The sequence below is a fragment of the Ruegeria sp. BHSC029 genome (assembly GCF_059613085.1).
On the sequence record NZ_JBXWRU010000001.1, the window covers coordinates 546,619 to 573,034 of the forward strand.

General features: G+C 59.6%; 27 protein-coding genes and 1 tRNA gene. 11 read left to right on the forward strand and 17 right to left on the reverse strand.

What is annotated here, in order from left to right; translation table 11 throughout:
* Positions 1-16: 16 nt before the first annotated feature.
* From AC2FML_RS02655 to AC2FML_RS02665, 3 genes are read right to left on the reverse strand one after another with little or no spacing between them, the layout of a single operon-like run.
* On the reverse strand, positions 17-550 hold the full coding sequence (locus AC2FML_RS02655) for a gamma carbonic anhydrase family protein (protein ID WP_170339158.1): 534 nt from the start codon (positions 548-550) through the stop codon (positions 17-19).
* Positions 547-1,188 (reverse strand): guanylate kinase, encoded by a 642-nt coding sequence (gene gmk / locus AC2FML_RS02660; RefSeq protein WP_170418868.1) that lies wholly within the window; start codon positions 1,186-1,188, stop codon positions 547-549. The genes AC2FML_RS02655 and gmk overlap by 4 nt, the downstream gene beginning before the upstream one ends.
* Before the next feature lie 15 nt (positions 1,189-1,203).
* Entirely contained in the window at positions 1,204-2,094 is an 891-nt protein-coding gene (locus AC2FML_RS02665) for a YicC/YloC family endoribonuclease (protein ID WP_496781863.1), read from the reverse strand.
* Between the two features lie 237 nt (positions 2,095-2,331).
* Between AC2FML_RS02665 and AC2FML_RS02670 the strand changes: the two genes are divergently transcribed.
* Complete coding sequence (locus tag AC2FML_RS02670; protein ID WP_496781865.1) at positions 2,332-3,006, forward strand: PAS domain-containing protein; 675 nt, start codon at positions 2,332-2,334, stop codon at positions 3,004-3,006.
* Positions 3,007-3,060: 54 nt separating this feature from the next.
* On the opposite strand, the gene AC2FML_RS02675 is transcribed toward AC2FML_RS02670, so the two are convergent.
* Positions 3,061-4,431: a class II 3-deoxy-7-phosphoheptulonate synthase gene (locus tag AC2FML_RS02675; protein WP_170339151.1), complete on the reverse strand. Its 1,371-nt coding sequence runs from the start codon at positions 4,429-4,431 to the stop codon at positions 3,061-3,063.
* A 169-nt stretch (positions 4,432-4,600) separates the two neighbouring features.
* Between AC2FML_RS02675 and AC2FML_RS02680 the strand changes: the two genes are divergently transcribed.
* Positions 4,601-5,605, forward strand: coding sequence for a GlxA family transcriptional regulator (locus AC2FML_RS02680; protein WP_170338595.1), 1,005 nt, complete (start codon positions 4,601-4,603; stop codon positions 5,603-5,605).
* A 3-nt stretch (positions 5,606-5,608) separates the two neighbouring features.
* Here the strand turns inward: AC2FML_RS02680 and AC2FML_RS02685 are convergent, their stop codons facing one another.
* Both AC2FML_RS02685 and AC2FML_RS02690 read right to left on the reverse strand, forming a co-directional pair.
* The gene (locus AC2FML_RS02685; RefSeq protein ID WP_170418859.1) at positions 5,609-6,019 is read right to left on the reverse strand and encodes a hypothetical protein; all 411 of its coding nucleotides are present in this window, start codon (positions 6,017-6,019) and stop codon (positions 5,609-5,611) included.
* Positions 6,020-6,051: 32 nt separating this feature from the next.
* Positions 6,052-7,149 carry a PQQ-dependent sugar dehydrogenase gene (locus tag AC2FML_RS02690; RefSeq protein WP_496781867.1) on the reverse strand — a complete coding sequence of 366 codons (1,098 nt, stop codon included), beginning with the start codon at positions 7,147-7,149 and terminating at the stop codon, positions 6,052-6,054.
* Between the two features lie 167 nt (positions 7,150-7,316).
* Between AC2FML_RS02690 and AC2FML_RS02695 the strand changes: the two genes are divergently transcribed.
* The 7 genes from AC2FML_RS02695 (at position 7,317) to AC2FML_RS02725 (ending at position 13,877) form a co-directional block, all read left to right on the forward strand.
* Complete coding sequence (locus AC2FML_RS02695; RefSeq protein WP_170338589.1) at positions 7,317-8,498, forward strand: ABC transporter substrate-binding protein; 1,182 nt, start codon at positions 7,317-7,319, stop codon at positions 8,496-8,498.
* A 131-nt stretch (positions 8,499-8,629) separates the two neighbouring features.
* On the forward strand, positions 8,630-9,418 hold the full coding sequence (locus AC2FML_RS02700) for an ABC transporter ATP-binding protein (protein ID WP_093962961.1): 789 nt from the start codon (positions 8,630-8,632) through the stop codon (positions 9,416-9,418).
* Positions 9,415-10,245, forward strand: a complete 831-nt coding sequence (locus tag AC2FML_RS02705) for an ABC transporter ATP-binding protein (protein WP_170338588.1) — start codon at positions 9,415-9,417, stop codon at positions 10,243-10,245. The genes AC2FML_RS02700 and AC2FML_RS02705 overlap by 4 nt, the downstream gene beginning before the upstream one ends.
* Before the next feature lie 328 nt (positions 10,246-10,573).
* Positions 10,574-10,903 carry a hypothetical protein gene (locus tag AC2FML_RS02710; protein WP_170357867.1) on the forward strand — a complete coding sequence of 110 codons (330 nt, stop codon included), beginning with the start codon at positions 10,574-10,576 and terminating at the stop codon, positions 10,901-10,903.
* Between the two features lie 210 nt (positions 10,904-11,113).
* Positions 11,114-12,124 (forward strand): branched-chain amino acid ABC transporter permease, encoded by a 1,011-nt coding sequence (locus tag AC2FML_RS02715; RefSeq protein WP_093962081.1) that lies wholly within the window; start codon positions 11,114-11,116, stop codon positions 12,122-12,124.
* Positions 12,121-13,434 (forward strand): branched-chain amino acid ABC transporter permease, encoded by a 1,314-nt coding sequence (locus AC2FML_RS02720; protein ID WP_170357869.1) that lies wholly within the window; start codon positions 12,121-12,123, stop codon positions 13,432-13,434. The genes AC2FML_RS02715 and AC2FML_RS02720 overlap by 4 nt, the downstream gene beginning before the upstream one ends.
* Positions 13,435-13,622: 188 nt before the next feature.
* Positions 13,623-13,877, forward strand: a complete 255-nt coding sequence (locus AC2FML_RS02725; protein ID WP_170371053.1) for a hypothetical protein — start codon at positions 13,623-13,625, stop codon at positions 13,875-13,877.
* Between the two features lie 42 nt (positions 13,878-13,919).
* Here AC2FML_RS02725 and AC2FML_RS02730 read toward each other — a convergent pair whose 3' ends face one another.
* Entirely contained in the window at positions 13,920-15,467 is a 1,548-nt protein-coding gene (locus AC2FML_RS02730; protein WP_170403075.1) for a helicase HerA-like domain-containing protein, read from the reverse strand.
* A 468-nt stretch (positions 15,468-15,935) separates the two neighbouring features.
* Here AC2FML_RS02730 and AC2FML_RS02735 point away from each other — a divergent pair, with 468 nt between their 5' ends.
* Positions 15,936-16,547, forward strand: coding sequence for an invasion associated locus B family protein (locus tag AC2FML_RS02735; RefSeq protein ID WP_496781870.1), 612 nt, complete (start codon positions 15,936-15,938; stop codon positions 16,545-16,547).
* A gap of 50 nt (positions 16,548-16,597) precedes the next feature.
* Here the strand turns inward: AC2FML_RS02735 and AC2FML_RS02740 are convergent, their stop codons facing one another.
* The 4 genes from AC2FML_RS02740 to AC2FML_RS02755 are packed head-to-tail and all read right to left on the reverse strand — an operon-like array spanning position 16,598 to position 20,845.
* Positions 16,598-17,806, reverse strand: a complete 1,209-nt coding sequence (locus AC2FML_RS02740; RefSeq protein ID WP_093962085.1) for a beta-ketoacyl-[acyl-carrier-protein] synthase family protein — start codon at positions 17,804-17,806, stop codon at positions 16,598-16,600.
* Positions 17,807-17,815: 9 nt separating this feature from the next.
* On the reverse strand, positions 17,816-18,073 hold the full coding sequence (locus tag AC2FML_RS02745) for an acyl carrier protein (protein ID WP_093962086.1): 258 nt from the start codon (positions 18,071-18,073) through the stop codon (positions 17,816-17,818).
* Positions 18,074-18,105: 32 nt separating this feature from the next.
* Complete coding sequence (gene lpxD / locus AC2FML_RS02750) at positions 18,106-19,197, reverse strand: UDP-3-O-(3-hydroxymyristoyl)glucosamine N-acyltransferase (protein WP_170449969.1); 1,092 nt, start codon at positions 19,195-19,197, stop codon at positions 18,106-18,108.
* A gap of 37 nt (positions 19,198-19,234) precedes the next feature.
* Positions 19,235-20,845: a L,D-transpeptidase family protein gene (locus AC2FML_RS02755; protein ID WP_496737229.1), complete on the reverse strand. Its 1,611-nt coding sequence runs from the start codon at positions 20,843-20,845 to the stop codon at positions 19,235-19,237.
* A gap of 354 nt (positions 20,846-21,199) precedes the next feature.
* Between AC2FML_RS02755 and mepK the strand changes: the two genes are divergently transcribed.
* The gene (mepK, locus tag AC2FML_RS02760; RefSeq protein ID WP_170338571.1) at positions 21,200-21,769 is read left to right on the forward strand and encodes a peptidoglycan L,D-endopeptidase MepK; all 570 of its coding nucleotides are present in this window, start codon (positions 21,200-21,202) and stop codon (positions 21,767-21,769) included.
* Positions 21,770-21,900: 131 nt separating this feature from the next.
* Here mepK and AC2FML_RS02765 read toward each other — a convergent pair.
* The 6 genes from AC2FML_RS02765 to sufC form a co-directional block, all read right to left on the reverse strand.
* Positions 21,901-21,977, reverse strand: a tRNA-Arg gene (locus AC2FML_RS02765).
* Positions 21,978-22,055: 78 nt separating this feature from the next.
* The gene (locus AC2FML_RS02770) at positions 22,056-23,276 is read right to left on the reverse strand and encodes a cysteine desulfurase (protein WP_496781872.1); all 1,221 of its coding nucleotides are present in this window, start codon (positions 23,274-23,276) and stop codon (positions 22,056-22,058) included.
* A gap of 11 nt (positions 23,277-23,287) precedes the next feature.
* Entirely contained in the window at positions 23,288-23,854 is a 567-nt protein-coding gene (locus tag AC2FML_RS02775; RefSeq protein ID WP_496781874.1) for a Yip1 family protein, read from the reverse strand.
* A complete protein-coding gene (locus AC2FML_RS02780) occupies positions 23,851-24,336 on the reverse strand; it encodes a YIP1 family protein (RefSeq protein WP_496781876.1) in 486 nt (161 codons plus the stop codon). The genes AC2FML_RS02775 and AC2FML_RS02780 overlap by 4 nt, the downstream gene beginning before the upstream one ends.
* Complete coding sequence (sufD, locus tag AC2FML_RS02785; RefSeq protein WP_496781877.1) at positions 24,336-25,616, reverse strand: Fe-S cluster assembly protein SufD; 1,281 nt, start codon at positions 25,614-25,616, stop codon at positions 24,336-24,338. Before sufD ends, AC2FML_RS02780 begins: the two co-directional genes overlap by 1 nt.
* Complete coding sequence (sufC, locus tag AC2FML_RS02790) at positions 25,616-26,371, reverse strand: Fe-S cluster assembly ATPase SufC (RefSeq protein ID WP_170357887.1); 756 nt, start codon at positions 26,369-26,371, stop codon at positions 25,616-25,618. The genes sufD and sufC overlap by 1 nt, the downstream gene beginning before the upstream one ends.
* Positions 26,372-26,416: the final 45 nt, after the last annotated feature.

The window sequence follows — 26,416 nt, forward strand, 5'->3', positions numbered from 1 at the left end:
GACCGGTTCACAGGACCTATGCGACGGGCGAAACGGGCGTCAGCGTTTCCCGGAACTTGCGCATGTTCTCTTGATAGTGGAGCGCGCTGAACGTGATCCGCCGGGCCGCCGCTTCGTCCAGTTGCCGGACCACCTTGCCAGGGGCTCCCATCACCAGCGAGTTGTCGGGGATCTCCTTGCCTTCCGTGATCAGGGCCCCTGCCCCGATCAGGCAGTTCCGGCCGATCTTCGCGCCGTTCAGGACGATGGCTCCCATACCAATCAGGCTGTTGTCACCGACGGTGCAGCCATGCAGCATCACTTTGTGGCCGATGGTGCAATTCTTTCCGATCGTCAGAGGAAAACCAGCGTCGATATGCATCACGCAGTTCTCCTGCACGTTGCTGCCCTCGCCAACGCGGATTTCTTCGTGATCGGCACGGACGGTGCACCCGAACCAGACGGATGCACCTCGCTCCAGGACGACTTTGCCGATCAGGTTCGCGTCCGGTGCAACCCAGCTGTCTTCGTGGATTTGCGGGACGTCCTGTCCCAATGCGTAAATGGTCATGACATGCTCTCGAATTCGTATTGAAGGGCGCGGACGTGATCCTGCAACCGGGGCTGCTGAATACGGCGCATCCGCTCGGCGCTGACGATCGTCTTCAGCTTTTCCTCGGTTGCGGCCAGATCGTCATTGATCAACACATAGTCGTAGTAGCCCCAATGGCTGATTTCGTCCCAGCTTTTCATCATGCGCTTGGAAATGACGTCGGCGCTGTCCTGACCACGGGTTTCAAGCCGGCGGCGCAGCTCTTTGATTGATGGCGGCAGAATGAAAATGGACAAAGCATGTTTGCCCAGCTCGGAATTCCGGATCTGCACTTCACCCTGCCAGTCCACGTCAAACAGCACGTCACGCCCGCTCTGGATCGCTTCGCGAACTGGACCAGCTGGTGAGCCGTAGAAATTGCCGAACACATGGGCATGTTCCAGCATCTGCCCATTTGATACCTGCTGGCGGAAATCATCTTCGGTGAGAAAATAGTATTCGCGTCCATGTTCCTCACCCGGGCGCGGGGCGCGGGTAGTGGCCGAGATCGAAAACTCGAGATCGGTGTCCCACTCCATCAGGCGACGGGCCAAAGTGGATTTTCCGGCACCCGAGGGCGACGAAAGGATGATGAGTAGACCGCGGCGATCCGCCATTACACTTTTCCTCGTTTATTCAACATTTTGCACCTGTTCTCTCAACTGATCGATCACCGCCTTCAACTCTAGGCCGATCGTTGTCAGGTCCGAATTCTGGGATTTGGAGCACAGCGTGTTGGCCTCGCGGTTGAACTCCTGCATCAGGAAATCCAACTTGCGGCCGACCGGGGCCTTCTGCTCCAGCAGAGCGCGCGCGGCTACGACATGGGCGGCCAAGCGGTCCAGTTCTTCGGTGATGTCCGCCTTGACCGCGATCAGGGCCAACTCCTGCGCCACCCGGTCGGGATCGGCGCCCTGGCTGTTTTCCATTACCCGCGCAAGGTTCTGGCGCAGAGTGTCGGCCATGGCTTCCTTGCGCCGCTCGGCCAGCTCGCTGGCCTGCTCGGTCAGGGTCTGGATCTGATCCAACTGGGCCGACAGGACGGAAGCCAGGGCTTGCCCCTCATCCCGGCGCATTGTCACAAACTCGGCCAGCAGACTGCCAAATTCGGATTTCAACGCCTCGACCAGCGGAGCGGGATCGTCGTCTTCGGCTGCCGCGTCCAGCATCCCCTTGAGCATCAGCAGATCGCTGGCCTTTGACGGAGCAAGCGCGACACCCTTGTTGACCGCCAATTCCTCGGCCTGCGCCAACGCCTCCAGCGCGGCGCTCATTGCGCCTTCGTTCAGCTTCAGTTCCGCGGCGGTTTCTTCGCGGGCGACGCGCAAGCTAAGCGTCACGTTGCCCCGGCTGATCTGTTTGGACATATCCGCGCGCAGTGCAGCCTCAAGTCCCGTCAGCCAGTCCGGCACCCGCAACCGCATGTCCAGACCCTTGCCGTTGACACTGCGCAGCTCCCAGCTCCAGCTGTGCGGCCCCAATGCGCCCTTTCCGGATGCGAAACCGGTCATGGATTTGATCATGCCTGCCCTTTCCCACTGCTGCGCAGCCTTGTTCTGCTGCACCTAAAGCCATCGTACCCCATAGGGCAAGACCTTGCCGGATGTGCAATTCATCGCAAGAAGTTAACCATTCCTTAAAGATTTGGTCCAAAATTGAATAAACCCGTGTCAATCTGTCAGTCGAAGGATGGGTCGGCCGCTATCGCTTTGCATGGCGCACGGACCGGATGGCCGCCAATCGACACGAGGTGCATGGTAATGAAAACCTTCTTCTGGAATGGTTCCGGGTCGAAAGCTGGAAAGATCATCGCAATGGATCGCTTTGACAGTGGGCGCAGTCTGTCCCCCATCCGTCAGGCTGAGGCGTATTGGACCGCGCTGCTGAGCGGCGACGGCGTTCCCAAGCGTTCCCAGATCGATCCACGCGGCCTCGAGAACATTCTGGAATACACATTCATTCTGGAACGCATCGCGCCCGGCCTCGCCCGGTTTCGACTGGCGGGAAGCCATCTGAACAAGATCGCGGGGATGGAGGTGCGCGGAATGCCTCTGACCGCCTTCTTTGATCCCAGCGCCCGTGATCAGGTGTCAGAGGCGCTGGAAGAGGTGTTCGCCGCTCCGGCGATCGGTGAGTTCAGCCTTGTTTCAAAAGGCAAGCTCGGCCGGACGCGGCTGCAGGCCCGCATGATCCTGTTGCCCCTCAGAAGTGATCTGGGGAATGTCAGCCGGGTGCTGGGTGTGATGGTCAGCGATGGCGCGATCGGCGCTACGCCGCGACGGTTCGGAATCGAGGACACTCGGATCCGCACACTGGTGAACATTCAGGATCAGGCCCACAACAGCCGGCCTTTCGAGGCGGGCTTTGCCGAGGATCAGGCCGATTTCCAGAGACCGGCGAAACACCTGCGGCTGGTCTTCTCTCGCGACGAGTGAAAAGCAGAACGGCGGACCCGAGGGCCCGCCGTTTGCGTTTCAATCCGACATGCCTCAGCTTGCCGCGCGGTCCTTTCGGTCACGGCGCAGGTTGGTCAGCTCTTCAGCCACCAGGAACGCCAGCTCCAGCGACTGCGATGCGTTCAAACGCGGGTCGCAGGCGGTGTGGTAGCGGTCCGACAGGTCCTCTTCGCTGACGGCGCGGACGCCGCCGGTGCATTCGGTCACGTCCAGTCCGGTCATCTCGAAATGCACGCCGCCGGGGATCGTGCCCTCGGCCTGATGCACGCCGAAGAAATCCCGCACCTCGCGCAGGACCGATTCGAACGGCCGGGTCTTGTAGCCGGTGGCCGACTTGATCGTGTTGCCGTGCATCGGGTCGCAGACCCAGGTCACCTTGGCGCCCTCTTCCTTGACGGCCTTGATCAGGCGCGGCAGGTGCTCGCCCGCTTTGCCCGCGCCGAAGCGCGCGATCAGGGTCAGACGGCCTTCTTCGTTGTCCGGGTTCAGCTTGGACATCAGAACCTTGAGGTCCTCGGCCGTGGTGGTCGGGCCGCATTTCAGGCCGATCGGGTTCAGCACGCCGCGGCAGAATTCGACATGCGCGCCGTCGGGCTGACGGGTGCGGTCGCCGATCCAGATCATATGGCCCGAGCCGGCCAGCCATTTGCCCGAAGTCGAATCCAGTCGCGTCAGCGCTTCTTCATACTCCAACAGCAGTCCTTCGTGGCTGGTGTAGAACTCGACGGTCGAGAATTCATGCGTGGTATCCGCGGTGATGCCGGCGGCCTCCATGAAGTCGATCGTGTCCTGAATGCGGTCGGCGATCTCGGAATACTTCTGCACGTCCTGTTCGTTGGTGAAGCCCAAGGTCCAGGAATGCACACGGCTCATGTCCGCGAAACCGCCGGTCGAGAACGCGCGCAGCAGGTTAAGAGTAGCCGCGGCCTGGGTATAGGCCTGCAGCATCTTTTCCGGGTTCGGGATACGCGCCTCGGGCGTGAAGGCCAGTTCGTTGATGATGTCACCACGGTAGCTGGGCAGTTCCACACCATCGATCACTTCGGTCGGCGCGCTGCGCGGCTTGGCGAACTGGCCAGCCATACGGCCCACCTTGACCACCGGAACCTTGGCACCATAGGTCAGAACCATCGCCATCTGCAGCATCACCTTGAAGGTGTCGCGGATCGCATCGGCGCTGAACTGGTCGAAGCTTTCGGCGCAGTCCCCACCCTGCAGCAGGAAGGCCTCGCCACGGCCGGCCGCGCCCAAGTGCTGTTTCAGACGCCGGGCCTCGCCCGCAAAAACCAGCGGGGGATACTGCGAAAGCTTGGCCTCGACTTTGGCCAGCGCGGCCGCGTCGGTATAGTCTGGCATCTGAACCCGCGGCTTGCTGCGCCAGTTCGTTTTTTGCCACTCGGTCATAGCTTTGATCTCCGCTGAGGTAATTCAGGTGGTCTCTATACAAAATCCATAGACCAGAGACCATATCCGATTTGCGCCTCTTGACGTCGGAAACAAGCTTTGAGCATGGTGTCGGTCAAATTCGCCGCAGGCCTCGGGCCTCGGCCCGCCGAATCAAGGACAGTTCGCCATGCAAGAGCAACGCCAAGTTGTCACTGTGGACAAGCGCGCGGCCAAGCCGCTCAATTTCGTATTCGTGTTGCTCGACAAGTTTTCGTTGCTGTCTTTTGCCTCGGCACTGGACAGCCTTCGGATTGCCAATCGGATGGCGGATCAGCAGATCTATACCTGGTCGCTGGCCGGTGAAGGCGGAGAGGTGGTCAGCTGCTCGGCCGGGACGACGTTCGAGCTTGACCGCGATCTGGACGAACTGCAGCGGGACGAGGTGATCCTTGTATGTGGCGGCGTCGATGTTCAGGCGGCGACCACCAAAAAAGTCCTGAACTGGCTGCGCCGCGAGGCCCGCAAAGGTCTGAAGATCGGTGGCTTGTGCACAGCCGCCTATACCCTTGCCAAGGCCGGCCTGCTGGACGGCAAACGCGCCACCATCCACTGGGAAAACGCCGACAGCTTTGCGGAAGAGTTCGAAAATGTCGAACTGACGAAATCCGTCTTTCTGATCGACGGCAACCGGATGACAACGGCTGGTGGCACCTCGTCAATCGACCTGATGCTGAAGCTGATTGCCGATGACTACGGTGAGGAGTTGGCCAATGCCGTTGCCGACCAGATGATCTATTCCTCTATCCGCACCGATCAGGACACCCAGCGCCTTTCGACGCCCACGCGGATCGGCGTGCGCCACCCCAAGCTGAGCCAGGTCATCCTGATGATGGAGAAGAACATCGAGGAGCCGATTTCGCCCTCGATCCTGGCCAAGGATGTTGGCATGTCGACTCGCCAGCTCGAGCGGCTGTTCCGCCGGTATCTGAGCCGTTCGCCTAAGCGCTATTACATGGAATTGCGGCTACACAAGGCGCGCAACCTGCTGATGCAGACCGACATGAGCGTGATTAACGTGGCCTTGGCCTGCGGTTTTGCCAGCCCCAGCCATTTCTCGAAATGCTACCGCGCGCATTACAACACCACGCCCTATCGCGAGCGTGGAACGCAGAGCGGACGGCTGTCGGTCTGACGCCTAGAACTTCGCCAGAATGGGCTCGGCGCTGGTGTTGATGCTGAACTGCAGAACCATCACGCCGTCGTCGCGTTGATGCAGAAGAGCGTAATAGTAGAGATAGCTGTTCTTGTCGTTCCAGAAGATCCGCATTTCCTGCGCGAACCCGTTCTCAAGCTCGACCCGTTTGGCCACGTCGGCATTGGTCAGGTAGTACGGAACAAGGTCACGCAGCTGCCCTTGCAGGACTTGCATCTGCTGCGGCGTGTATTCGTCGGCGCCGCCCAACCGGGTGATGACGTTCGAGAACTCGCGGTTCTTGATCTTGGTGTCGACGAAGGCTTCGTAATCGGCATAGGTCGCAAAAACCTCGTCGGCCGCGGCAGGAAGTGTCGAAAGGGACAAAAATATCGCTGCGAGAATGCGGAACATCTCAATCCTCTTAGAAGTGTATCGCTGCACTCCTAGGACGAACGGGAAATCCTGTAAACCGCACCCTGCCCGACCGAGATGAACCAGATCGCCCCATCCGGGGCCTGCACGATGTCACGGACCCGTTCGGTCTCGGGGCCTTTGATCTGCTCGACCTCGCGCAACGGGTTGCCGGACAGCCGTGCGATATAGTCGAATTTCAGCGAACCCACGAAGATGTCACCCCGCCATTCGGGAAACATCCCGCCGGAATAGACCATCAAGCCCGACGGCGCGATGGAGGGGTCCCAGTACAAGCGCGGCTGTTCCATTCCGTCTTTGCTGGTGCCTTCGCCAATCTTCTCTCCGGAATAATGCGTCCCGTAGGAAATGACCGGCCAACCGTAGTTGGCGCCGGGTTTCACAAGGTTCACCTCGTCCCCGCCCTTGGCGCCATGTTCCGAGACCCACAACCGGCCACTCGTATCAATATCAGCGCCTTGCGGATTGCGATGACCAAAGGACCAGATCTCGGGGCGGATGCCTTCTTGCGCGACAAACGGATTATCTGCCGGGATCGAGCCATCGCGGTTGATCCGAATAACCGTCCCCATGTGGTTCGAGCGGTCCTGTGCGGTCGGCCTGTCGCCACGATCCCCCAAAGTGATGAACAGCGTCCCGTCCTGCGCCTCGACCACGCGCGATCCGAAATGCCGGCCACCCGAGCCGCCGGGAACCGCTTCGAATATCACCTTCAAGTTGGTCAGCCGCTTGCCGTTCTCGGACAGGCGCGCCAAGGCAACCGCCGTACCGGCCCCGCCGCTCTGCGGCTTCGAGAATGTGAGGAACACCTCTCTGGTGCGGTCAAAATCGCGGGCTATGGTTACGTCCAGCAGACCGCCCTGCCCCTGCGCCGCGACTTTCGGAACGCCCCGGACCTTGGTGGCCTTGCCGTCACGTGCCAAAAGCAACTGGCCGTCGCGCTCGGTTACCAAAAAACTGCCATCGGGCAGCAGGCCGATCGCCCAGGGCGTATCGAGGCCGGCAAGCATGGTCGTGACCGAGACCTCGCCTGCGGATGTCTTCAATGACTCGCCCGACGCGACGCTGCCGCAAATCATCAGAATGAGAATCGTGAAAACCCTGATCATATCTATCGCTCCAATCCCGGTCAGAATGAGCCGCCCGGGAACCTAACCCTAGAAAACAAATAGAGTTGTTCAGCCAAAAGACACATTCCTGTTTGGACTTTTCTTTTCTGAACAGCTTGCCTAGGGTCTTGCTCAGAACGAATACGTTCCAACAAGGGAGTAACCTAATGAAAAAGCTGCTTACTGCGACTGCAGCAACCGCATTGCTGGCCGGTGCCGCAATGGCCGAAGACGTCAAACTGGGCGTTCTGTTCGGATTTACCGGGCCGATTGAATCACTGGCCCCGGCAATGGGTTCGGGCGCTGAACTGGCGATGGCCGAAGTGACCGAATCCGGCAAGCTGCTGGGCGGCGCCACCGTCACCCCGTCGCGCGCCGATACCGGCTGCATCGACAACGGTCTGGCCACCTCGAACGGCGAACGCATGATCGCCGATGGCGTTGCCGGCATCATCGGCGGCGACTGTTCGGGTGTGACTGGCGCAATCCTGCAGAACGTCGCCATTCCGAATGGCATGGTCATGATCTCGCCGTCGGCGACCTCGCCCGGCCTCTCGACGATGGAAGACAACGGGCTGTTCTTCCGCACCGCCCCGTCGGATGCGCGTGAAGGTCAGGTTATGGCCGACATTCTGAAAGACCGCGGCATCAATTCGATCGCTCTGACCTATACCAACAACGACTACGGCAAAGGTCTGGCCGACGCGATCCAGTCGTCGTTCGAGGCCGTGGGCGGTGAAGTGACCATCGTTGCAGCACATGAAGACGGCAAAGCGGACTATTCGGCCGAAGTCGGCGCACTGGCCTCGGCGGGTGGGGACATCCTCGTGGTTGCCGGTTACCTGGATCAGGGTGGTCTGGGCATCATCCAGTCCGCTCTGGACAGCGGCGCGTTCGACACGTTCGGTCTGCCGGGCGGCATGATCGGTGACTCGCTGCCTGCGAATGTCGGCCCCGATCTGGACGGCTCGTTTGGTCAGATCGCCGGTTCCGGCGGTGAAGGCGCCGAGAAATATTTCGCGATGGCCGAAGCCGCGGGCTTTGACGGCTCGTCGCCCTACTCGCCCGAAAGCTATGACGCTGCCGCGCTGTTCATGCTGGCCATGCAGGCCGCAGGGTCGGCCGATCCGGCCCAGTACGGTGGCAAGATCCTGGATGTGGCCAACGCCCCCGGCGAGAAGATCTACCCGGGTGAACTGGCCAAGGGTCTGGAACTGCTGGCCGCTGGTCAGGACATCGACTATGTCGGCGCTTCGGGTGTCGAACTGATCGGTCCGGGCGAAAGCGCTGGGTCCTACCGCGAGATCGAAGTGAAAGACGGCAAGAACGAGACCGTCAAGTTCCGTTGATCCGTCAGCTGACCGCATGATACCAAGCAGCCCGGGCCTTGTGCCCGGGCTGTTTCAATGACAAAAGGCGCCACCTTATCTTTGGGATGGGGCAACACGAAGAACCGCGAAAGCCGCGGACAGGGGAACACATGATCGTCGTCGAGGACGTGCACAAGCATTTCGGCGGTTTCCATGCGGTGGACGGGGCATCGCTGGAGATCGAAAAGGGCTCGATTACTGGCCTGATCGGTCCAAACGGGGCCGGAAAAACCACTCTTTTCAATGTGATCGCGGGTGTTCTGCCTCCGACCAGCGGCAAGGTCTGGATGGATGGCGAAGACATCACCGGCCTGCCGCCCCATGATCTGTTTCACAAGGGGCTGTTGCGCACGTTCCAGATCGCGCACGAGTTCTCGTCGATGACATGCCGCGAAAACCTGATGATGGTCCCCGGTGGCCAATCCGGTGAATCGCTGTGGAACACATGGTTCGGCCGCAAGCGGATTGCGGATGAGGAACGCGCCCTGCGCGCCAAGGCCGACGAGGTGCTGGAGTTCCTGACCATCGAACACTTGGCCGACCACAAGGCGGGTCAGGTCTCGGGCGGCCAGAAAAAGCTGCTGGAACTGGGCCGCACGATGATGGTGGACGCCAAGATCGTGTTCCTGGACGAGGTCGGCGCAGGCGTGAACCGCACCCTGCTGATGACCATCGCCGATACGATCCTGCGTCTGAACAAGGAACGCGGCTATACCTTCGTCGTGATCGAACACGACATGGATTTCATCGGCAAGATCTGCGATCCGGTGATCTGCATGGCCGAGGGCAAGGTTCTGGCGCAAGGAACGCTGGACGAGATCAAGGCCAACGAGCACGTCATCGAGGCCTATCTGGGCACTGGGCTCAAGAACAAAGACCAGTTGGAGGCCGGGGCATGAGCGACAATCCCTATCAGGACGACAAGGGCAACAAGGACGCCTCGATTACCAACACGCATGGCATCGGCACAATGACGCCGGCCCATCGGGTCAGCGGCAAGACCCACCGGGTAGAAGGCGGTCCATTCCTGATCGGTGACACCATGACCGGCGGGTACGGCAAAGGCCCCGACATTCTGCACGATTGCACGATCGCCGTGGACAAGGGCGAAATCGCCGTGATCGTCGGCCCCAACGGCGCTGGCAAATCCACTGCGATGAAGGCCGTCTTCGGCATGCTGGACGTGCGCGCCGGATCGGTGCGGTTGGATGGAGAGGACATCACCAACCTCAGCCCGCAGGACCGGGTGATCAAAGGCATGGGCTTTGTGCCCCAAACGCAGAACATTTTCACCTCGATGACGGTTCAGGAAAATCTGGAAATGGGCGCGTTCATCCGCACGGATGATTTCTCGGACACGATGGAACAGGTGTTCGAGCTGTTCCCGATCCTGCGAGACAAACGCAACCAGGCGGCGGGTGAGCTCTCGGGCGGACAGCGCCAACAAGTGGCCGTCGGCCGCGCGCTTATGACCAAGCCCAAAGTGCTGATGCTGGACGAACCGACTGCGGGCGTTTCGCCGATCGTGATGGACGAGCTGTTCGACCGCATCATCGAAGTGTCGCGCACCGGCCTTCCGATCCTGATGGTGGAACAGAATGCTCGCCAGGCGCTTGAGATCGCGGACAAGGGTTATGTACTGGTCCAGGGGCGCAACGCATACACCGGAACCGGCAAGGAACTGCTGGCGGACGAGGAAGTGCGCAAGTCGTTTTTGGGCGGCTAACCGACGCTTTTCAGAATTCGGTTTTTTCATGGGGCCGGTCGGGATTCTCGACTGGCCTTTTTGCTTGATCGCTTTGCGCAAAATTGAAGGCCAGAAGATGGCAATCGGTGTTTCCGGCCACACCCTTCTTCCTGAGAACCCTTATTAGGCATCTGAAAAATATAAATTATTTCCTGGCAGTGCACCGCTTCAAAAAGCCTGTGGAAATTCCCGGAATGCCTATCTGCTGCTTTAATCAGGTCAAATTTCAAAAATATCGCTGCGCCTGAACCACTACACCAATCCCCGAAACGCGCCCCGGTTGGGGGCACAGAAATTGGAAGTCTAAATGAAGAAATGGATGATCGCCGCACTGGTCGCACACTTGGCAACTGGCGCTGTGGCTCAGCAACGCGAATTTGTCTGCATATCGGATATTGATGGAACCGAGTACCGGCTGACACGGCTTGAAGGCGAGCAAAAGGGATCGGTCAAATTCGGTGACACGACCGGGGATGCTCAGGTGTTTCCTGGACTGAACAACATGACGTTCATCCTGGCGACCGAACAGCATGTCATGACCTTCTTCGTCAAAAGCCCTGATCTGTCCTACAACCTGTCCATTCGCCGTCCGGTCCTTCAGAATGACCGCGGCCAATGCATGGAAACCGGAGCCTAGTCCCGCAATCATCTGCGATTTCAGGCCGCGTCCCACATGGTGGCGCGGTCTTTTTCTTTCGGGGATCGGCAGACGGTCGGAGCGCACGTGATCAATGTCCGCCAAACCGCATAAAAACATGCACAAAGCCGCAAAAATCATGCTCCAAATTGTTGTGTCTTTTGTCGGCGTCATGCCATAAAGCCGCACCCGGACAGTGAGAAGAACATAATGGACCTACTGAATGCGCTTGTTGCGCTTGCGAACTTTGTGATCGTGCCTGCGGTTGCCTATGGCAGCCAGTTGGCACTTGGGGCGCTGGGGGTCACCCTGATCTACGGCATCCTGCGGTTTTCCAACTTTGCCCACGGGGATACGATGGCCTTCGGCGCAATGATTGCCGTGCTGGTCACCTGGGGTCTTCAGGCCGCAGGGATCGGGTTCGGGCCCCTGCCGACGGCGCTTCTGGCGCTTCCGTTTGCGATCCTGGGGTGCATCCTTCTGGTGCTGATCACCGACAGGCTGGTCTATCGGTTCTACCGCGAGCAAAAGGCCAAACCTGTGATCCTTGTGATCGTGTCCATGGGTGTGATGTTCATCATGAATGGGCTGGTGCGCTTCATCATCGGCCCCGATGACCAAAGGTTCTCGGATGGGGCACGGTTCCTGATTTCTGCGCGGGATTTCAAAAAGATGACCGGGCTGGATGAGGGGCTTGCGATCAAGACCTCGCAGGGTATCACCGTGATAGTCGCCGTCGTTGCCGTCGCCTTGCTGTTCTGGTTCCTCAACAAGACCCGCACCGGTAAGTCGATGCGCGCTTATTCCGACAACGAGGATCTGGCCTTGTTGTCCGGCATCAACCCGGAACGTGTGGTGATGATCACCTGGATCATCGTTGCGGCACTGGCCACGACGGCCGGGGTTCTCTATGGGCTGGACAAGAGCTTCAAGCCATTCGTCTATTTCCAGCTGCTTCTGCCGATCTTTGCCTCTGCCATCGTGGGCGGATTGGGCAACCCGATTGGGGCGATCGCAGGCGGATTCATCATCGCCTTTTCCGAAGTCACGATCACCTATGCCTGGAAGAAGGTGCTGACTTACCTTGCCCCGGAAAGCCTCGAACCTTCGGGCCTGGTGCAGTTCCTGTCCACCGATTACAAATTCGCCGTCAGCTTCGTCATTCTGCTGATCGTGCTTCTGTTCAAGCCAACGGGTCTGTTCAAGGGGAAAGCGGTATGAACGAAGCAGTCAAAAACACCCTGCTTTTCGTGATTGTCGGCGGGCTGATCCTGCTGACCGGTTTCGTTCAAAGCTGGAACACGGCGATCTTGATTCTGAACATGGGTCTGATTTCCGCGATCATGGCGATCGGTGTGAACCTGCAATGGGGCTTTGCCGGACTGTTCAATGTCGGCGTCATGGGTTTTGTTGCGCTGGGCGGACTTGCGGTTGTGCTGGTCTCTACCCCTCCGACACCCGGAGCCTGGTCCGCGGGCGGATACGGGATCGTGCTGGCGCTTCTGCTGGGGGCGGCGACCGTTGTCGCAGCCGTGATGGCCGCGCAAAAAATGCCCAAGGGCCGGGCACGAACGCTGGCGATCATCGCAATCCTCGTCGTCGGGTTCTTCGTCTATCGCGCTGTGTTCGACCCGAGCATCGCTGCCGTCGAAGCCATCGACCCAGCCATTGCGGGAAATATCGGCGGGCTGAATCTTCCGGTGCTGCTTGCGTGGCCGGCGGGTGGGCTATTGGCCGCGGGCGCTGCCTGGCTGATTGGCAAGACGGCGTTGGGTCTGCGCTCGGACTACCTTGCGATTGCTACGCTGGGCATCGCCGAGATCATCATTGCGATCATGAAAAACGAGGACTGGCTGGCCCGTGGGGTCAAGAACGTCTACGGCATCCCCCGCCCCTCACCTATCGTGGGCTATGAGATTGACCTGCAGAGCGACCCGTCCTTCGTCGAACGTGCAGCCTCATTCGGGCTGGACCCGGTGACCGCTTCGACCCTGTGGGTGAAACTGGGTTATGCATTCCTGTTCCTGATCGTGCTTCTCATCCTGCTCTGGATGGCTCAGATGGCGCTCAAAAGCCCGTGGGGCCGCATGATGCGCGCGATCCGCGACAACGAGGTCGCCGCCGAAGCCATGGGCAAGGACGTCACCCGCCGTCATCTGCAGATCTTCGTTCTGGGCTCGGCCATCTGTGGCATTGCCGGGGCGATGATGACGACGCTGGACGGCCAGCTGACACCCAGCGCCTACCAACCGCTCCGGTTCACCTTCCTTGTCTGGGTGATGGTGATCGTCGGCGGTTCCGGCAACAATTTCGGCTCGGTCCTGGGGGCCTTTCTGATCTGGTTCCTGTGGGTCGAGGTCGAACCGATCGGTCTGTGGCTTATGAACCTGATCACCTCCAGCATGCCGGACGGCAGCGCGCTTAAGGCCCACCTGATCGAAAGCACGGCACATATGCGCCTGTTCACGATGGGGCTTATCCTGCTGATTGTTCTCAGATTCAGCCCAAGGGGCCTGATCCCCGAGAAGTAGACATCTTTCATCACGAAACCGTCAGGCCGCGCCATGCGAATGGCGCGGTTTCTTGATTGCGGCTTGAAAAATCAATAGACGGCTTCACACTCTATGAACCATATCGGCGCATATTGTTCGAAACACCACTCACCTGATGCGCCGATCTTAACGAGTAAACTCTGACCCAGAAGAAAAGTTCTTGCACCATGAAGACTTCCACAAAGAAAATTGCCCTTATGGTTCCGGTCCTGGCTGTTGTGGCCGGATGTATCCCAAGCCCCCGTGAACTGGAAACCACACCCGTCCAGGTACAGACGCCCAAGGGCGTCGTGACCTGCCAACTGTATCGCCAGGATCGGGTTGACTGGGATCGCGCGATTGATTTCCCAGCCACCAAGATGTCGGTTCCCGAAGCTGACGCCTATTGCCAGCAGGAAGGACAGCGGCGCCTCAACCGCTGACGCGGCACGCCCCGCCAGTTCCGGCTGGCAGCGCGATGAAATTCAACGGTTGCGAAACAGCCCGCCTAGGATGCCGCGAACGATGCGGCGTCCTGTGGTTCCTTTCAGCTCTTTGATGACTGCCTCGCTCATGGCAGAGGCAAAGCTGTCTTGCTTTCGGACCGATCGTGCAGACGATCGCCCTACTCTGCTGCCGCTGTATCTGCGCGCCGCCGAATACTCCCGCTCGGACACCGACCGGGTGTCGTCTTGCTCCTCTGGTTCGGCCTCCTCGGCCTCGGCCGCGGCCTTGGCCGCGCGGGCCTGCAGGATTTCGAATGCCGATTTGCGATCCAGAAGCGTTTCGTATTTTCCGGCCATCGGAGACGCCTCAATCACAGCCTTGCGCTCGGCGTCGGTAATCGGGCCCAGTTGTGAACCCGGCGGACGTATCAATGTCCGCTCGACCATACCCGGCGCGCCCTTTCGTTCGAGCATCGAGGTCAACGCCTCGCCCACTCCGACCTCCCGGATCGCGGTTTCCGTGTCGAAGGCCGGGTTTTCCCGATAGGTTTCCGCGGCCAGCCGCAAATTCTTGCGATCCCGCGCGGTGAAGGCGCGCAAGGCATGTTGGACGCGATTGCCCAACTGCCCGAGGATATCTTCGGGAATGTCGGCCGGGTTCTGAGTAATGAAGTAAACCCCAACGCCTTTGGATCGGATCAATCGCGCGACCTGCTCGACCTTGTCCACCAGAACCTTGGGCGCATCGTCGAACAGCAGATGGGCTTCGTCGAAGAAAAAGACCAGCTTGGGCTTGTCGGGATCGCCGACTTCGGGAAGTTCCTCGAACAGTTCGCTCAGCAGCCACAAAAGAAACGTGGCATACAGCCCGGGCGCGCCCATCAGCTTGTCAGAAGCAAGGATGTTGACCATCCCGTGGCCGTTTTCATCCAGGCGCATCAAATCCGACAGTTCGAGCGCGGGCTCACCGAATAGCCGTGCGCCGCCTTGGTTTTCTAACACCAGCAATCGTCGCTGTATGGCACCGATCGAAGCGGTCGAGACATTTCCGTAGCGCAGGGACAGCTGCGACCGGTTTTCACCAATCCAGACCAGAAGAGCCTGCAAGTCCTTGAGATCCAGCAGCGGCATTCCCTCTTCATCCGCAACCCGGAAGGCGATGTTCAGCACACCTTCCTGCGCTTCGCTCAGGTCCAGAAGCCGGGAAAACAGCAGCGGCCCCATCTCGGTAACCGTTGTCCGGACAGGGTGGCCCTGCTCACCAAACAGATCCCAGAACGTGACCGGGCACGCGGCATAGGAGTAATCGGCAAACCCGATACGCTGGGCACGGTCCATGAAGGCCTGATGCAACTTGTGATCGGGGCTGCCGGGACGCGCCAGTCCGGACAGGTCACCTTTGACGTCAGATAGGAAAACAGGAACACCCTGCTGCGAGAACCCTTCGGCCAGGATTTGCAGGGTCACGGTCTTGCCCGTCCCCGTTGCACCGGCAATCAAGCCGTGCCTGTTTGAATATTTCAGCGTCAAACCCTGCGGCTGCTTGTAATCAACACCGCCACCGCCGACAAAAACGTTTTCCGTCATATTGATACGTCCCAAAACTTAGCGTCCCGGCACCACCATACAAACTTAACCTTTGACTGCGATAGTGATTTTGCCCGCCTCGCAATTCCCTCGTGTGGTGGGCAAACTTCCTCCCTGTCGACTGGCTGTGCTTTCGGGCACAGCCCTTTTTTTGAAATTGCCAAGTTTCTGCTTGTGGAAACATTAAATTTCGCTGTTAGCAGTTGACCACTGGGTTCGCCTCTCGTAACGTTCGGGCATAACTAAGTCGGCCAGTCCGACGGGGAGATACATTGATTGAAGGGAGCCGCACGTACGGCTCCCTTTGTCGTTTGTACTCAAAGGCTTCCCGGCGTCACTTCAGGTGACCTATGATGGGTCGGCGAAAATCCGTCCAATCCCTTGTGCAGCGCGCGCTTTGCGACTGACATGGCGGAGCAGGAATGCTAGAGACGTTTGAAAAAGCTGTATCAGCACAATGAGGCACTGATGATCACCAAACTTGTTCCAGCCACCCTGGTAACGGCTGCATTGCTGGGCTCAGGCGCGTTCGCCCAGGAAACCACGACTGAAACTCAAGAGCAGACCCAAACCGGTCAGACCACGGATACCGGCTCCGACTTGGATCTGGGTCAAAGCGGCCCGCGTGTCGGCGAGCAATATGTCCGCGAGAAGTCAGGCGACTGGGAGATCTCCTGCATCAAGGCGCAATCCGGAGATGACCCCTGCGCGATGGTTCAGATTCTCAACGGTGCGCAGAATGAACCTCTGGCCGAGATTACCGTTGGCAAGCTGCCCGCCGGTGGTGCCGCCGCAGCCTGGGCAAACGTCATTGTTCCGCTGGAAACCCTGCTGCAGGCACAACTGGCTATCTCGATCGATGGCGCACCGCGCAAGCTGTACAACTATCACCACTGTGTTCCGGTCGGTTGCGTTGCACAGCTGGGTCTGACGCAGGGCGACATTGACGCGATGAAAGCAGGAACGAAGGCTACCATTTCACTGGTGCCCGCACGCGCGCCCGATCAGGTTATCAACATGGATCTGTCGCTGAGCGGATTTACCGCTGCCTTTGACGGCCTGCTGGTCAACACCAACTGATCACGCCAAAATGAATGACCAAAGCCGCCATCATCCGATGGCGGCTTTTTTCATACCTTCTTGAGGGCCAAGACCGCGTTCAGACCGCCAAACGCAAAGGCGTTGCTCAGTGCGACATTTACTTCGGCCTCGCGCGCCTCGTTTGGTACGACGTCCAAAGCGCATTCCGGGTCGGGTTCTTCATACCCGATGGTCGGAGCAATCACGCCGTCACGGACGGCCATGATACAGGCCAACAGTTCAACCGCGCCGGTTCCGCCGATAAGGTGGCCGTGCATGGATTTGGTCGACGAGATCATCAGATCGTCGGCATGGCGTCCAAATACATCCGCGACCGCTGCGCACTCGGTCTTGTCATTGGCGGCGGTTCCCGTGCCGTGGGCGTTGATATAGCCCACGTCACTTGCGTTCAGCCCCGCGTCCTTCAAGGCCCCGGCCATGGCGCGGGCCGCGCCCTGTTTGCTGGGCATCACGATATCCGTCGCGTCCGAAGACATCGCATAGCCCGCAACCTCACACAGGATTTCCGCGCCGCGAGCACGCGCATGTTCGTATTCCTCGAATACGAACACACCGGCGCCCTCGCCCTGAACCATGCCATTGCGATTTGCGCTGAACGGCCGGCACGCGTCCTTCGACATAACCCGAAGGCCTTCCCAAGCCTTGACCCCGCCAAAACACAACATGGACTCCGACCCACCGGTAATCATCGCCGGGGCGGCGCCACTGCGCACCATCTGGAACGCCAGCGCCATCGCGTGGTTGGACGATGCACAGGCCGTCGAAACGGTAAAACTGGGGCCTTTGAGGTTGTGCTCCATCGAAATGTGGCTTGCGGCCGCGTTGTTCATCAGCTTCGGCACGACGAACGGATGGACCCGGTTCTTCCCGTCTTCGTAGACCGAGCGGTAGTTGTCATCCCAAGTCGAAACACCACCACCGGCCGTTCCCAGAACGACCCCCGACCGAACGGCCAATTCGCCGTGAAACTCCAGCCCCGACTGGTCGATCGCCTCTTTGGCCGCAGTCAGAGTGAATTGCGTGAAACGGTCATACAGCGCCATCTGCTGACGATTGAACCGGCCCTCGGCCTCGAACCCGCGGACCTGGCCGCCAATTTTGATGCTCAGTCGGTCGACGTCACGAAATTCAAGCTCGGAAATGCCGCAACGGCCTTCGCGCATCGCTTCCAGGGTGTCGGGCACGGAATGGCCCAGCGAATTGATCGTGCCAGCGCCGGTAATGACAACCCGTTTCATGACCGCGGATCAGACCTTTTCCGCGACCAGTTTTTCGATCCCGGCAATGATCGCTGCAACATTCGAGATGTCGAAATCACTTGCCGTCGGTTCGTTGGCGTTGAAGGGGATCGAGATGTCGAATTCTTCCTCGATAGCAAAGATGCTTTCAACCAGGCCCATGCTATCGATTCCGAGATCTTCCAGAGAGCTTTCGGGCGTCACGTCGGACGGCTCCAGCACGGCCTGCTCTGCAATGATTGCGATGACGCGGTCGCTGATGCTCATGTCGTTCCCCTGATTGTCGCGTTGCGGTTGATTTAATCGCTCGACGAGGGTTTGAAAACCGTCTTTTTAAGCGCCTCTACGTCACGGGCCATGCGAGGAAGCCGACGCTGCGCCTTGTAGATTTCGGTGTGCGTTTCCATTTTCACGCCCGGATAGCCCATGATCACACGACCTGCCGGGACATTCGAAAGTATCTTGGTTCCGCCGCCCGCGATCACGCCGTCACCAATGAAGATATTGTCGACGACTCCGGTCTGGCCACCCAAAACCACGTTGTTGCCGATCTCGACCGAACCGGACACGCCGGTTTGACCGCACAGCAAACAGTCCCTGCCGACCTGGGTGTTGTGCCCGACATGAACAAGATTGTCCAACTTGGAGCCGTCTCCGATTACGGTGTTGCGGATCGTACCATTGTCGATGGTGCAGTTCGCGCCAACCTCGACATCATTGCCGATCTGGACCGCACCCAGAGAATGGATACGCAACCAGCTCTGCGCTTTGGCGTCTCCGGCGTCGCCCATGGTCTTGCGCACGTTTTCCACGCCCGACACCTCCGGCGTGACAAAGCTGAACCCATCCCCGCCGATCCTGGCTCCGGGTTGCGCAATAAAGCGATCGCCGATGATGGCACGCGCGCCGATGCTGACCATCTCGCGCAACAGGCAGTTCTGGCCCAACACGACATCCATACCAACGTGGCACTGGGCGCCGATCACCGTTCCGGACCCGATGCGGGCCCGGGGGCCGACAACGGCCAGAGGCCCGATGGACACATCTCCGGCGATCTCGGCCGTCGGGTCCACGACCGCCGAAGGATGGATCCCAAGTGCGACGCCCTGCCCCCGGTCCAGCATCGTGGTAATTCCGGCCATTGCCATACGGGGGCGGCCAACGAACACGGCGCCCTCCAGACCCAGTGCGCGCCAGTCGGCACCCTCCCACAGAACGGCACAGCGCGCCTGACCCTCAGCAAGCGCCTCGGCGTATTTCGGAGCCATCGCCATAGCCAAATCGGTCGGACCAGCATCCTTGGGCTCGGCCGCCCTCAGAATCGTCAGGCTGGTGTTTCCCTCGGCCGGCGCCCCCAGAGCATCGGCGATTTGCTGTAAGGTGAACTGCATCGCGGGCTTCCTTGTCGCAGGATTTTGCGCCCTGTGCTTACCCCTGAACGTTCGGCAGGGCCACCCCTGCTTTTTGCAGGGCATCCCAAATCTTCTGGTCCCGACCATAGACATCGCGCCGATACTGCACGTCGCCCTTCGGCCCGACGAATGCGGTGCGGTAAATCAGATGAACCGGAACCGGCTGTTTGAGGTCAACCTTGGTTTCACGTCCGGTACCCAGCACCCTGTGGAAAAAGGCCTTGGGGTCCTCTTCCTGTTTTGCCAGCAAAGCATAGGCGAAATCAAAAGGTTGCGCCAAACGAATGCACCCGTGAGAGAAGGCGCGCACTTCGCGTGCGAACAGGCTCTTCTGCGGGGTGTCGTGCAGATAGATGTTGTACTTGTTGGGGAACATGAACTTGACCAGCCCCAAAGCGTTGCTCTGCCCCGGAGGCTGGCGCATCGCAAACGGGAAGCTGCGAGCCGTGAACTGGTTGAAGTCCACCGCATTGCGGTTCACCTGGCGCCCGCGCCGATCGGTGATCTCAAGATGCCGGACGGCATTGGGGTTGGCCCGCAACTTCGGCAGGTATTCCTTGGTGATGATCGAGCGCGGCACATGCCAGCTGGGATTGATCACCATGTGCTCCATCACATCCGAAAATTCGGGGCTTTGACGATCGCTGGTGTTTTTGCCTATCACTGCACGTGTTTCAAATGTCACCCGACCATCGTCGACGATTTTCGCGGAAAAGTCGGCCTGATTGACCAGAACATGCCGTGCCCCCCTCTCGCGAGGGAGCCAGCGTTCACGTTCCATCGCAACCATCACCGCCTTGAGCCGGTCAGAAGGTGACCGGTTGATTTCGGCAATCGTTCCCTGGCCGGCGACACCATCTGGTTCAAGTCCATGGGCGCGTTGGAAGGCTTGCACCGCTGCCACCATGGAGTCGTCATATTCCGGGCTGGCCGTGGGCTTGAGGAACCCCATCGCAACCAAACGATTACGCAGTTTTATGACGCTCGGCCCCGTATCGCCGCGTTCGTATTTTCCGGTTGGAACGGTCGGCCCCCATTCACCATGTTCGTTCAGTGACTGCAGCGCCATCTTCTGCTTGAGAAGCGCCCGGTACTGGCTGGACTGCGGCGGAAGCTGCGCGAGATAAGAGCCGTCGGTGGATTTCATCATCGCCGCAAGATGTTCCGAGGCTGGCTTCCGTTCGACCGCACGCACGAGGCCGGCATCGATCTGAGCCGGGCGCAGCAGCCCGGACTGAATATCCTGCGCATAGCGGACAAACGCCTCGCTCAGCGCTGCCTCAAGCGCTCCGAGATCGCGGTTTGACCGAGCGCTTTCCATCTTCGCCATCAGGCCATCGACGTCATATCGTTCGGCCGGAAGCCCGTGCATCTGAGCATGGGACAATGCTTTGATAAGTGCCGACCGACGCGCCGCGTGATCAGAGGTAGGACCCACCCAAATCGGCGCGAATTCCTGTTCTCGATAGAAGGACGCGATATCCGGGGTTGTCCCTGCGCTTTCCGCCACAGCCATCCGAAACGCGAAACTCTCAGCCTGGGTCGGAGCCGCCTGAACGGATGTGGCCGACACGGCGATGCTTGCGGCAAACAGAAAAATCGTACAGGTCCGACGGACAGAATTCATGGGATAGCCTTGGTTTTCAATAACTTGGAACACTAGTTTTTGCGCCCGACAATTATGTTTCACGCCTCGGGGGATTGTCCACTCACATTTCCAACAGCACGTCACACCGCTGGCCCCCTGATGCGCGATTGCATCGTCTGGAAAAAAACGAAAGGGATTCAGGTCTGTTCGCCACATTTTTTGTCACTTGCGCAGATTTTCGCCGAAAATTCCCCGTAAGAAAGCACAAGACCAAAAGATCACTTGGCGCAAGAATCCCTCTGTGGCATAAAATCCGCATCTGGGATGGAAAAGAATTAAGAAAGCGCACGTAACATCGTGTGCAGGCAGGAACTGTACGGGACGAAACACGCTATGACCAAGAGCAGTACCTCGGGGATGACCCGGCGTGCCCTATTGGGCGCATTCGCGGCAACGGCAGTTGTTGCAGCACCAACCTACTCAAACGCAGCAGGCTTCCTTCGCGGGGGTGGAGACATCCGCAGGATCCGTATGTATTCGGGCCGTACCGGCGAGCGCTTGGACATGATCTACTGGGTCGATGGTAAATACGTCAAAGACGCGGTCAAGGAAATCAACCACTTCATGCGTGACTGGCGCACCGATCAGTCAAAGGACATGGATCTGCGCACGATCGACATCATGGCCGCAGCCCACAACCTGCTGGATGTGAACGAGCCCTACATGCTGTTGTCGGGCTACCGCTCTCCGCAGACCAACGCCATGCTGCGCCGTCGGTCGCGCGGTGTCGCCAAGAACTCTCTCCACGTCAAAGGTCAGGCTGCGGACCTGCGGCTTGCCTCCCGCTCGGTCTCACAGATGGCCAAGGCAGCCATTTCGTGCCGTGCCGGCGGTGTCGGCCAATACTATGGATCAAATTTCGTGCACATGGATTGCGGCGACGTTCGCTCCTGGCGCGGCTAATACACTACCACTCACCAACCCCGCAAAAAGCCCCGGCGCATCACTGCCCGGGGCTTTTTGCTGCGCAGCGCCCATCTGGCAATGACGGACACAGGCGCAGAAGCGCTACGCCTTGAAACTCTGGAAGAAAGTGGCGCACCTGAGAGGATTCGAACCTCTGGCCTCTGCCTTCGGAGGGCAGCGCTCTATCCAGCTGAGCTACAGGTGCGTTGGCCGTTAGCTAACCTTGTTCCGATCCGGGTGCAACTGGATTTTGCATGTCGGAACTCGGTTTAGAGACGAACAATCAGGCAAACAATTCGTGCGCCAGTTCCAGCGCATCGATCAGTGTGTCGACCTCATCGGTTGTGTTGTACAGACCAAAACTGGCGCGGCAGGTGGCCGTAACCCCGAGATGATCCATCAACGGACCGGCGCAATGGTGCCCCGCCCGAACGGCGACGCCCTTCTTGTCGAGAATGGTGGATACATCGTGCGCGTGGCCCGCACCATCCAGCGTAAAGCTGAAGATAGCGGCCTTGTCGGGCGTCGTCCCCTGAACCTGCAGCCAGTTCAGCCCGGTCAGGCGCTGCATTGCATAGTCGCGCAAGCCCGCCTCATGGGCCGCGATGTTGTCCATCCCCAAACTCATCATGTAGTCCAGCGCAACGCCCATGCCGATTGTCTGGACGATACCCGGAGTGCCGGCTTCGAATTTCATCGGCGGATCGTTGTAGATCACCCTGTCTTTCGACACTTCCTTGATCATATCGCCTCCTCCGATGAAGGGGCGCATCTCGGCCATGCGTTCCGATTTGATAAAGATCGCGCCGGATCCCGACGGGCCGTACAGCTTGTGTCCGGTAATAGCATAGAAATCGCACCCGATATCCTGCAGATCCACCGGCATGTGAACCGCGCCCTGGCTTCCGTCGACCAGCACAGGCACGCCTTTGGCATGGGCGCCTTCGGTGATCGCCTTCACGTCAACCACGGTACCCAGAACGTTGGAACACTGGGTCACCGCCACCAGTTTGGTCTTGGGCCCGATGGCGTCGATCACGGCCTGCGGATCCAGCGCACCACTTGCATCCACGTCCACCCATTTCAAAACGACGCCCTGTCGTTCGCGCAGAAAATGCCAGGGTACGATGTTGGCATGATGCTCCATGACGCTCAGAACAATTTCGTCGCCGGCCTGCATCCGCGGCATGGCCCACCCATAGGCGACTAGGTTGATCCCCTCGGTCGTCCCGGAATTCAGGATGATCTCATCCTCATTCGCGACATTCAAAAACCGGGCGACGGTTCCGCGCACGGATTCGTACTTTTCGGTCGCCAGGTTCGACAGGTAGTGCAATCCGCGATGCACGTTCGAATACTCGTGCGCATAGGCATTGGTGACTGCATCTATCACCACCTGAGGTTTCTGCGCCGAGGCCCCATTGTCGAGATACGTCAACGGCTTCCCGTTCACCTCACGCGAGAGGATCGGGAAATCGGCGCGGATTTTCTGGACGTCATACATGAACGAATTCCCTAAACAGGCCCGCTTGGGGTCATCAACAGGACGAAGGGTATCGCCAGCAATCCCGAGATGAGGATGACCACGAAGGATTTGCCCAGCGAGTGGAACTGGTGCGCCTGATTGATGAAATGCAGGCTGATATAGAGGCTGTACAGGCTCATCCCCAATACGAGGATCAGGAACATCGTCGGCGCAACCATCACCATGACGAAGATGATCAATTGGCCCAGAATCTGCAGAAATTGCAGCCAGACCATCAGCAGCATCATGCCTTCCAGGCTACCGGTGCCGCCAAGCATCCTGCCGACAAAATGGAACGCGAAGATGCCCAAGAGAACGGCCCCGGCCGAAGTCGCCAACGACTGCACAACCGGTTCAAACGCCATATCCAGCGATGGATCAAGCGCCGGAAACACAAGGGTCGACAGTGATTGAGACAAAGCGTTCAGGACAACGACCAATGCCAGCGCTGTCCAAAGCACATCCCGACCGGGTACACTGGTCAACAGACGCCTTGCCGCCTCGGCCGGATTTGCCAGTGTCAGAACGGCCAGATGTCCCAGAAATGCGGCGTTCATGCCGGCGCCCTTCGTGTTTGAGAAAACCCGGAAAACCAGAACCAGACGAATACGGAAACCCACAGGGCCCCGGTCAGCGTCTGGACAGGGCCCGGACCGATGAAACCCGCCACCAGCCCGTTCAACAACACCAGCGGCGATGAGGCGAGCAGAGCCCAGAACAGCGCAAGCCGCGCCTGATAGGACGTGGTTGCACCGCCGAACATGCGAGAAATCAGATAAGTCCCCCAGGCAAGGACGTAAAGCAGTAACGGCAGAATGAAGACCGACCCCAGCAAGGCCCCACCCATCAGCATGTTCAGGTCCAACCCCTCAAGATGGGCACGGCGCGCGAGGCCCGGCAACTGTGCGATAAAGCCAATCACACAGAACGCCATGACAAAGGCCAGCGCGCGGTCTTCGCGCGGGCCCATGTCCAGCAGTCGACGCACCACCCGACCGGGCCCGCGATACGAGGCGACGATATCGGAGGTCACCGGCATCAGCTGTGCCGCGCCAACCAGCCTTCCAGCCGCGAGACGATGTCCTCGGCCAGCGCTTCGTCTTCGATCTCTTCCACGGCTTCGGCCAAAAAGGCCAGCGTCAGCATGTTGGTCGCCTCCTTTGCCGGAACCCCGCGCGAGCGCAGGTAGAACAGCGCGGTCTCGTCGATCGCACCCGAGGTCGACCCATGCGAACAGGCCACGTCGTCGGCATAGATCTCAAGCTCGGGCTTGGCCAGGAACTGACTGTCGTCATCCAGCAGCAAAGACTGGCTGATCTGGTAGCCATCGGTCTTCTGAGCGCCTTCCTTGACCAAAATCTTGCCCTGGAACACGCCGGTCGCGCCGTTGCGCAGAACCTTCTTGAACACCTGACGGCTTTCGCAGTTCACCGCGTCATGGGTGATGAACACCGTGTCGTCATGGTGGAAGTCGCCATCGCCCACACAGGCACCGGCCACATGCGCCACCGCATCGTCGCCGGTCAGCTCGACCACCTGTTCGTTGCGCGTCAGCACACCATTCACGGTCAGGGTGAAGGATTTGTAGACGGAGTCCTTGCCCAACCGGGTGAACATATGCGTCGCGGCACGGCGCTGATGGTCCCTGCCCTGCGCCCGGACATGGTGCAGCGTGCCGCCATCGGCGATGTCGATCTCGATGCACTTGTTGAACCGCGAGGCCGCCGGACCGTTCTCGAGAATCGTAACCTCAGCGCCGCTTTCCACGCGGATCACGTGGTGCAGGATCGCGTCCGAGCTTTCGGAGTCGTGGCGATAGATCAGGCTGATCGGCTTGGACGGCTTGCCGGTCACGTGGATCGCCACGCCGTCCTGCGCAAAGGCGGTGTTCAGCGCCGCCAGCGGGCGTTGAACCGGGGTCTGGCCCCGCTCCTCGAGCACGCCGTACAGTTGCTTGGCCCAGTGGATGTCCTTGCAGCAGATATCCTCAAGCCGGTCGATGCTCACGCCTTCCAGCGTCAGGTCATCGCTGTCCTCGGGGCTGAACACGCCATCGACGAAGACGATTTTAAGGCGGTCGAACCCGTCAAAGACCATCGGCTCGTCGGTGTGGAACACCTCGGCCGCCGCGGCCTCGGGCGAAATAAGCGTATCGGGACGCGTGTATTTCCAATACTCGTCGCGCCGCCCGGGCAGACCCATGGCGCGCAGCCGGGCCAGAGCCGCCTCGCGCGCATCGCGGGTGCAGCCAGCTTCGGGCATGCGCAGCGTGGCCAGCCGCGCCTCGGTCGCGGATTGTTTCACGTCGGGCAAGGCCATCAGTTCACCTCGGCAAGAATGTCGGCGTAACCGTTGTTTTCGACTTCCAGCGCCAGCTCGGGCCCGCCGGTCTTGACGATCCGGCCATCGGCCATGATGTGCACCACGTCGGGTTTGATGTGGTCCAGCAGGCGCTGATAGTGGGTGATCACCAGGAATCCACGGCCTTCGTCGCGCAGCGCGTTCACGCCCTCGGCAACCAGCTTCATCGCATCCACGTCAAGGCCCGAGTCGGTCTCGTCCAGGATGCACATCTTGGGCTCGAGCATCGCCATCTGCAGGATTTCGTTGCGCTTCTTCTCACCGCCCGAGAAACCCACGTTCACCGGGCGTTTCAGCATGTCGGCGTCGATTTTCAGCGACTTGGCCTTTTCGCGCACCAGTTTGAGGAAATCCGCAGCCGAGAGTTCTTCCTCGCCACGCGCCTTGCGCTGGGCGTTCACGGCGGTGCGCAGGAAGGTCATGTTGCCCACGCCCGGGATCTCGACCGGGTACTGGAACGCCAGGAACACGCCGGCGGCGGCACGCTCTTCCGGCTCCATCTCCAGCAGGTCGGCGCCATCCAGCGTCGCCGAACCCTCGGTGACCTCATACCCGTCACGGCCCGAAAGCACATAGCTGAGCGTCGACTTGCCCGAGCCGTTCGGCCCCATGATCGCGTGTACCTTGCCGGCCTCGACCGTCAGGTCCACGCCCTTGAGGATCTGCTTTTCCTCTTCCTCAAGTTTGACGTGCAGGTTCTTGATTTCCAGCATGTTTTGTCCTTTTGCGTATCTTCGGGACGCGCCGGCCCCGGTCTG

Bases quoted from the DNA above. Each gene is read 5' to 3' on its own strand.
- AC2FML_RS02655 (WP_170339158.1), bottom strand. From the start codon at position 550: ATGACCATTTACGCATTGGGACAGGACGTCCCGCAAATCCACGAAGAC.
- gmk (WP_170418868.1), bottom strand. From the start codon at position 1,188: ATGGCGGATCGCCGCGGTCTACTCATCATCCTTTCGTCGCCCTCGGGT.
- AC2FML_RS02665 (WP_496781863.1), bottom strand. From the start codon at position 2,094: ATGATCAAATCCATGACCGGTTTCGCATCCGGAAAGGGCGCATTGGGG.
- AC2FML_RS02670 (WP_496781865.1), top strand. From the start codon at position 2,332: ATGAAAACCTTCTTCTGGAATGGTTCCGGGTCGAAAGCTGGAAAGATC.
- AC2FML_RS02675 (WP_170339151.1), bottom strand. From the start codon at position 4,431: ATGACCGAGTGGCAAAAAACGAACTGGCGCAGCAAGCCGCGGGTTCAG.
- AC2FML_RS02680 (WP_170338595.1), top strand. From the start codon at position 4,601: ATGCAAGAGCAACGCCAAGTTGTCACTGTGGACAAGCGCGCGGCCAAG.
- AC2FML_RS02685 (WP_170418859.1), bottom strand. From the start codon at position 6,019: ATGTTCCGCATTCTCGCAGCGATATTTTTGTCCCTTTCGACACTTCCT.
- AC2FML_RS02690 (WP_496781867.1), bottom strand. From the start codon at position 7,149: ATGATCAGGGTTTTCACGATTCTCATTCTGATGATTTGCGGCAGCGTC.
- AC2FML_RS02695 (WP_170338589.1), top strand. From the start codon at position 7,317: ATGAAAAAGCTGCTTACTGCGACTGCAGCAACCGCATTGCTGGCCGGT.
- AC2FML_RS02700 (WP_093962961.1), top strand. From the start codon at position 8,630: ATGATCGTCGTCGAGGACGTGCACAAGCATTTCGGCGGTTTCCATGCG.
- AC2FML_RS02705 (WP_170338588.1), top strand. From the start codon at position 9,415: ATGAGCGACAATCCCTATCAGGACGACAAGGGCAACAAGGACGCCTCG.
- AC2FML_RS02710 (WP_170357867.1), top strand. From the start codon at position 10,574: ATGAAGAAATGGATGATCGCCGCACTGGTCGCACACTTGGCAACTGGC.
- AC2FML_RS02715 (WP_093962081.1), top strand. From the start codon at position 11,114: ATGGACCTACTGAATGCGCTTGTTGCGCTTGCGAACTTTGTGATCGTG.
- AC2FML_RS02720 (WP_170357869.1), top strand. From the start codon at position 12,121: ATGAACGAAGCAGTCAAAAACACCCTGCTTTTCGTGATTGTCGGCGGG.
- AC2FML_RS02725 (WP_170371053.1), top strand. From the start codon at position 13,623: ATGAAGACTTCCACAAAGAAAATTGCCCTTATGGTTCCGGTCCTGGCT.
- AC2FML_RS02730 (WP_170403075.1), bottom strand. From the start codon at position 15,467: ATGACGGAAAACGTTTTTGTCGGCGGTGGCGGTGTTGATTACAAGCAG.
- AC2FML_RS02735 (WP_496781870.1), top strand. From the start codon at position 15,936: ATGATCACCAAACTTGTTCCAGCCACCCTGGTAACGGCTGCATTGCTG.
- AC2FML_RS02740 (WP_093962085.1), bottom strand. From the start codon at position 17,806: ATGAAACGGGTTGTCATTACCGGCGCTGGCACGATCAATTCGCTGGGC.
- AC2FML_RS02745 (WP_093962086.1), bottom strand. From the start codon at position 18,073: ATGAGCATCAGCGACCGCGTCATCGCAATCATTGCAGAGCAGGCCGTG.
- lpxD (WP_170449969.1), bottom strand. From the start codon at position 19,197: ATGCAGTTCACCTTACAGCAAATCGCCGATGCTCTGGGGGCGCCGGCC.
- AC2FML_RS02755 (WP_496737229.1), bottom strand. From the start codon at position 20,845: ATGAATTCTGTCCGTCGGACCTGTACGATTTTTCTGTTTGCCGCAAGC.
- mepK (WP_170338571.1), top strand. From the start codon at position 21,200: ATGACCAAGAGCAGTACCTCGGGGATGACCCGGCGTGCCCTATTGGGC.
- AC2FML_RS02770 (WP_496781872.1), bottom strand. From the start codon at position 23,276: ATGTATGACGTCCAGAAAATCCGCGCCGATTTCCCGATCCTCTCGCGT.
- AC2FML_RS02775 (WP_496781874.1), bottom strand. From the start codon at position 23,854: ATGAACGCCGCATTTCTGGGACATCTGGCCGTTCTGACACTGGCAAAT.
- AC2FML_RS02780 (WP_496781876.1), bottom strand. From the start codon at position 24,336: ATGCCGGTGACCTCCGATATCGTCGCCTCGTATCGCGGGCCCGGTCGG.
- sufD (WP_496781877.1), bottom strand. From the start codon at position 25,616: ATGGCCTTGCCCGACGTGAAACAATCCGCGACCGAGGCGCGGCTGGCC.
- sufC (WP_170357887.1), bottom strand. From the start codon at position 26,371: ATGCTGGAAATCAAGAACCTGCACGTCAAACTTGAGGAAGAGGAAAAG.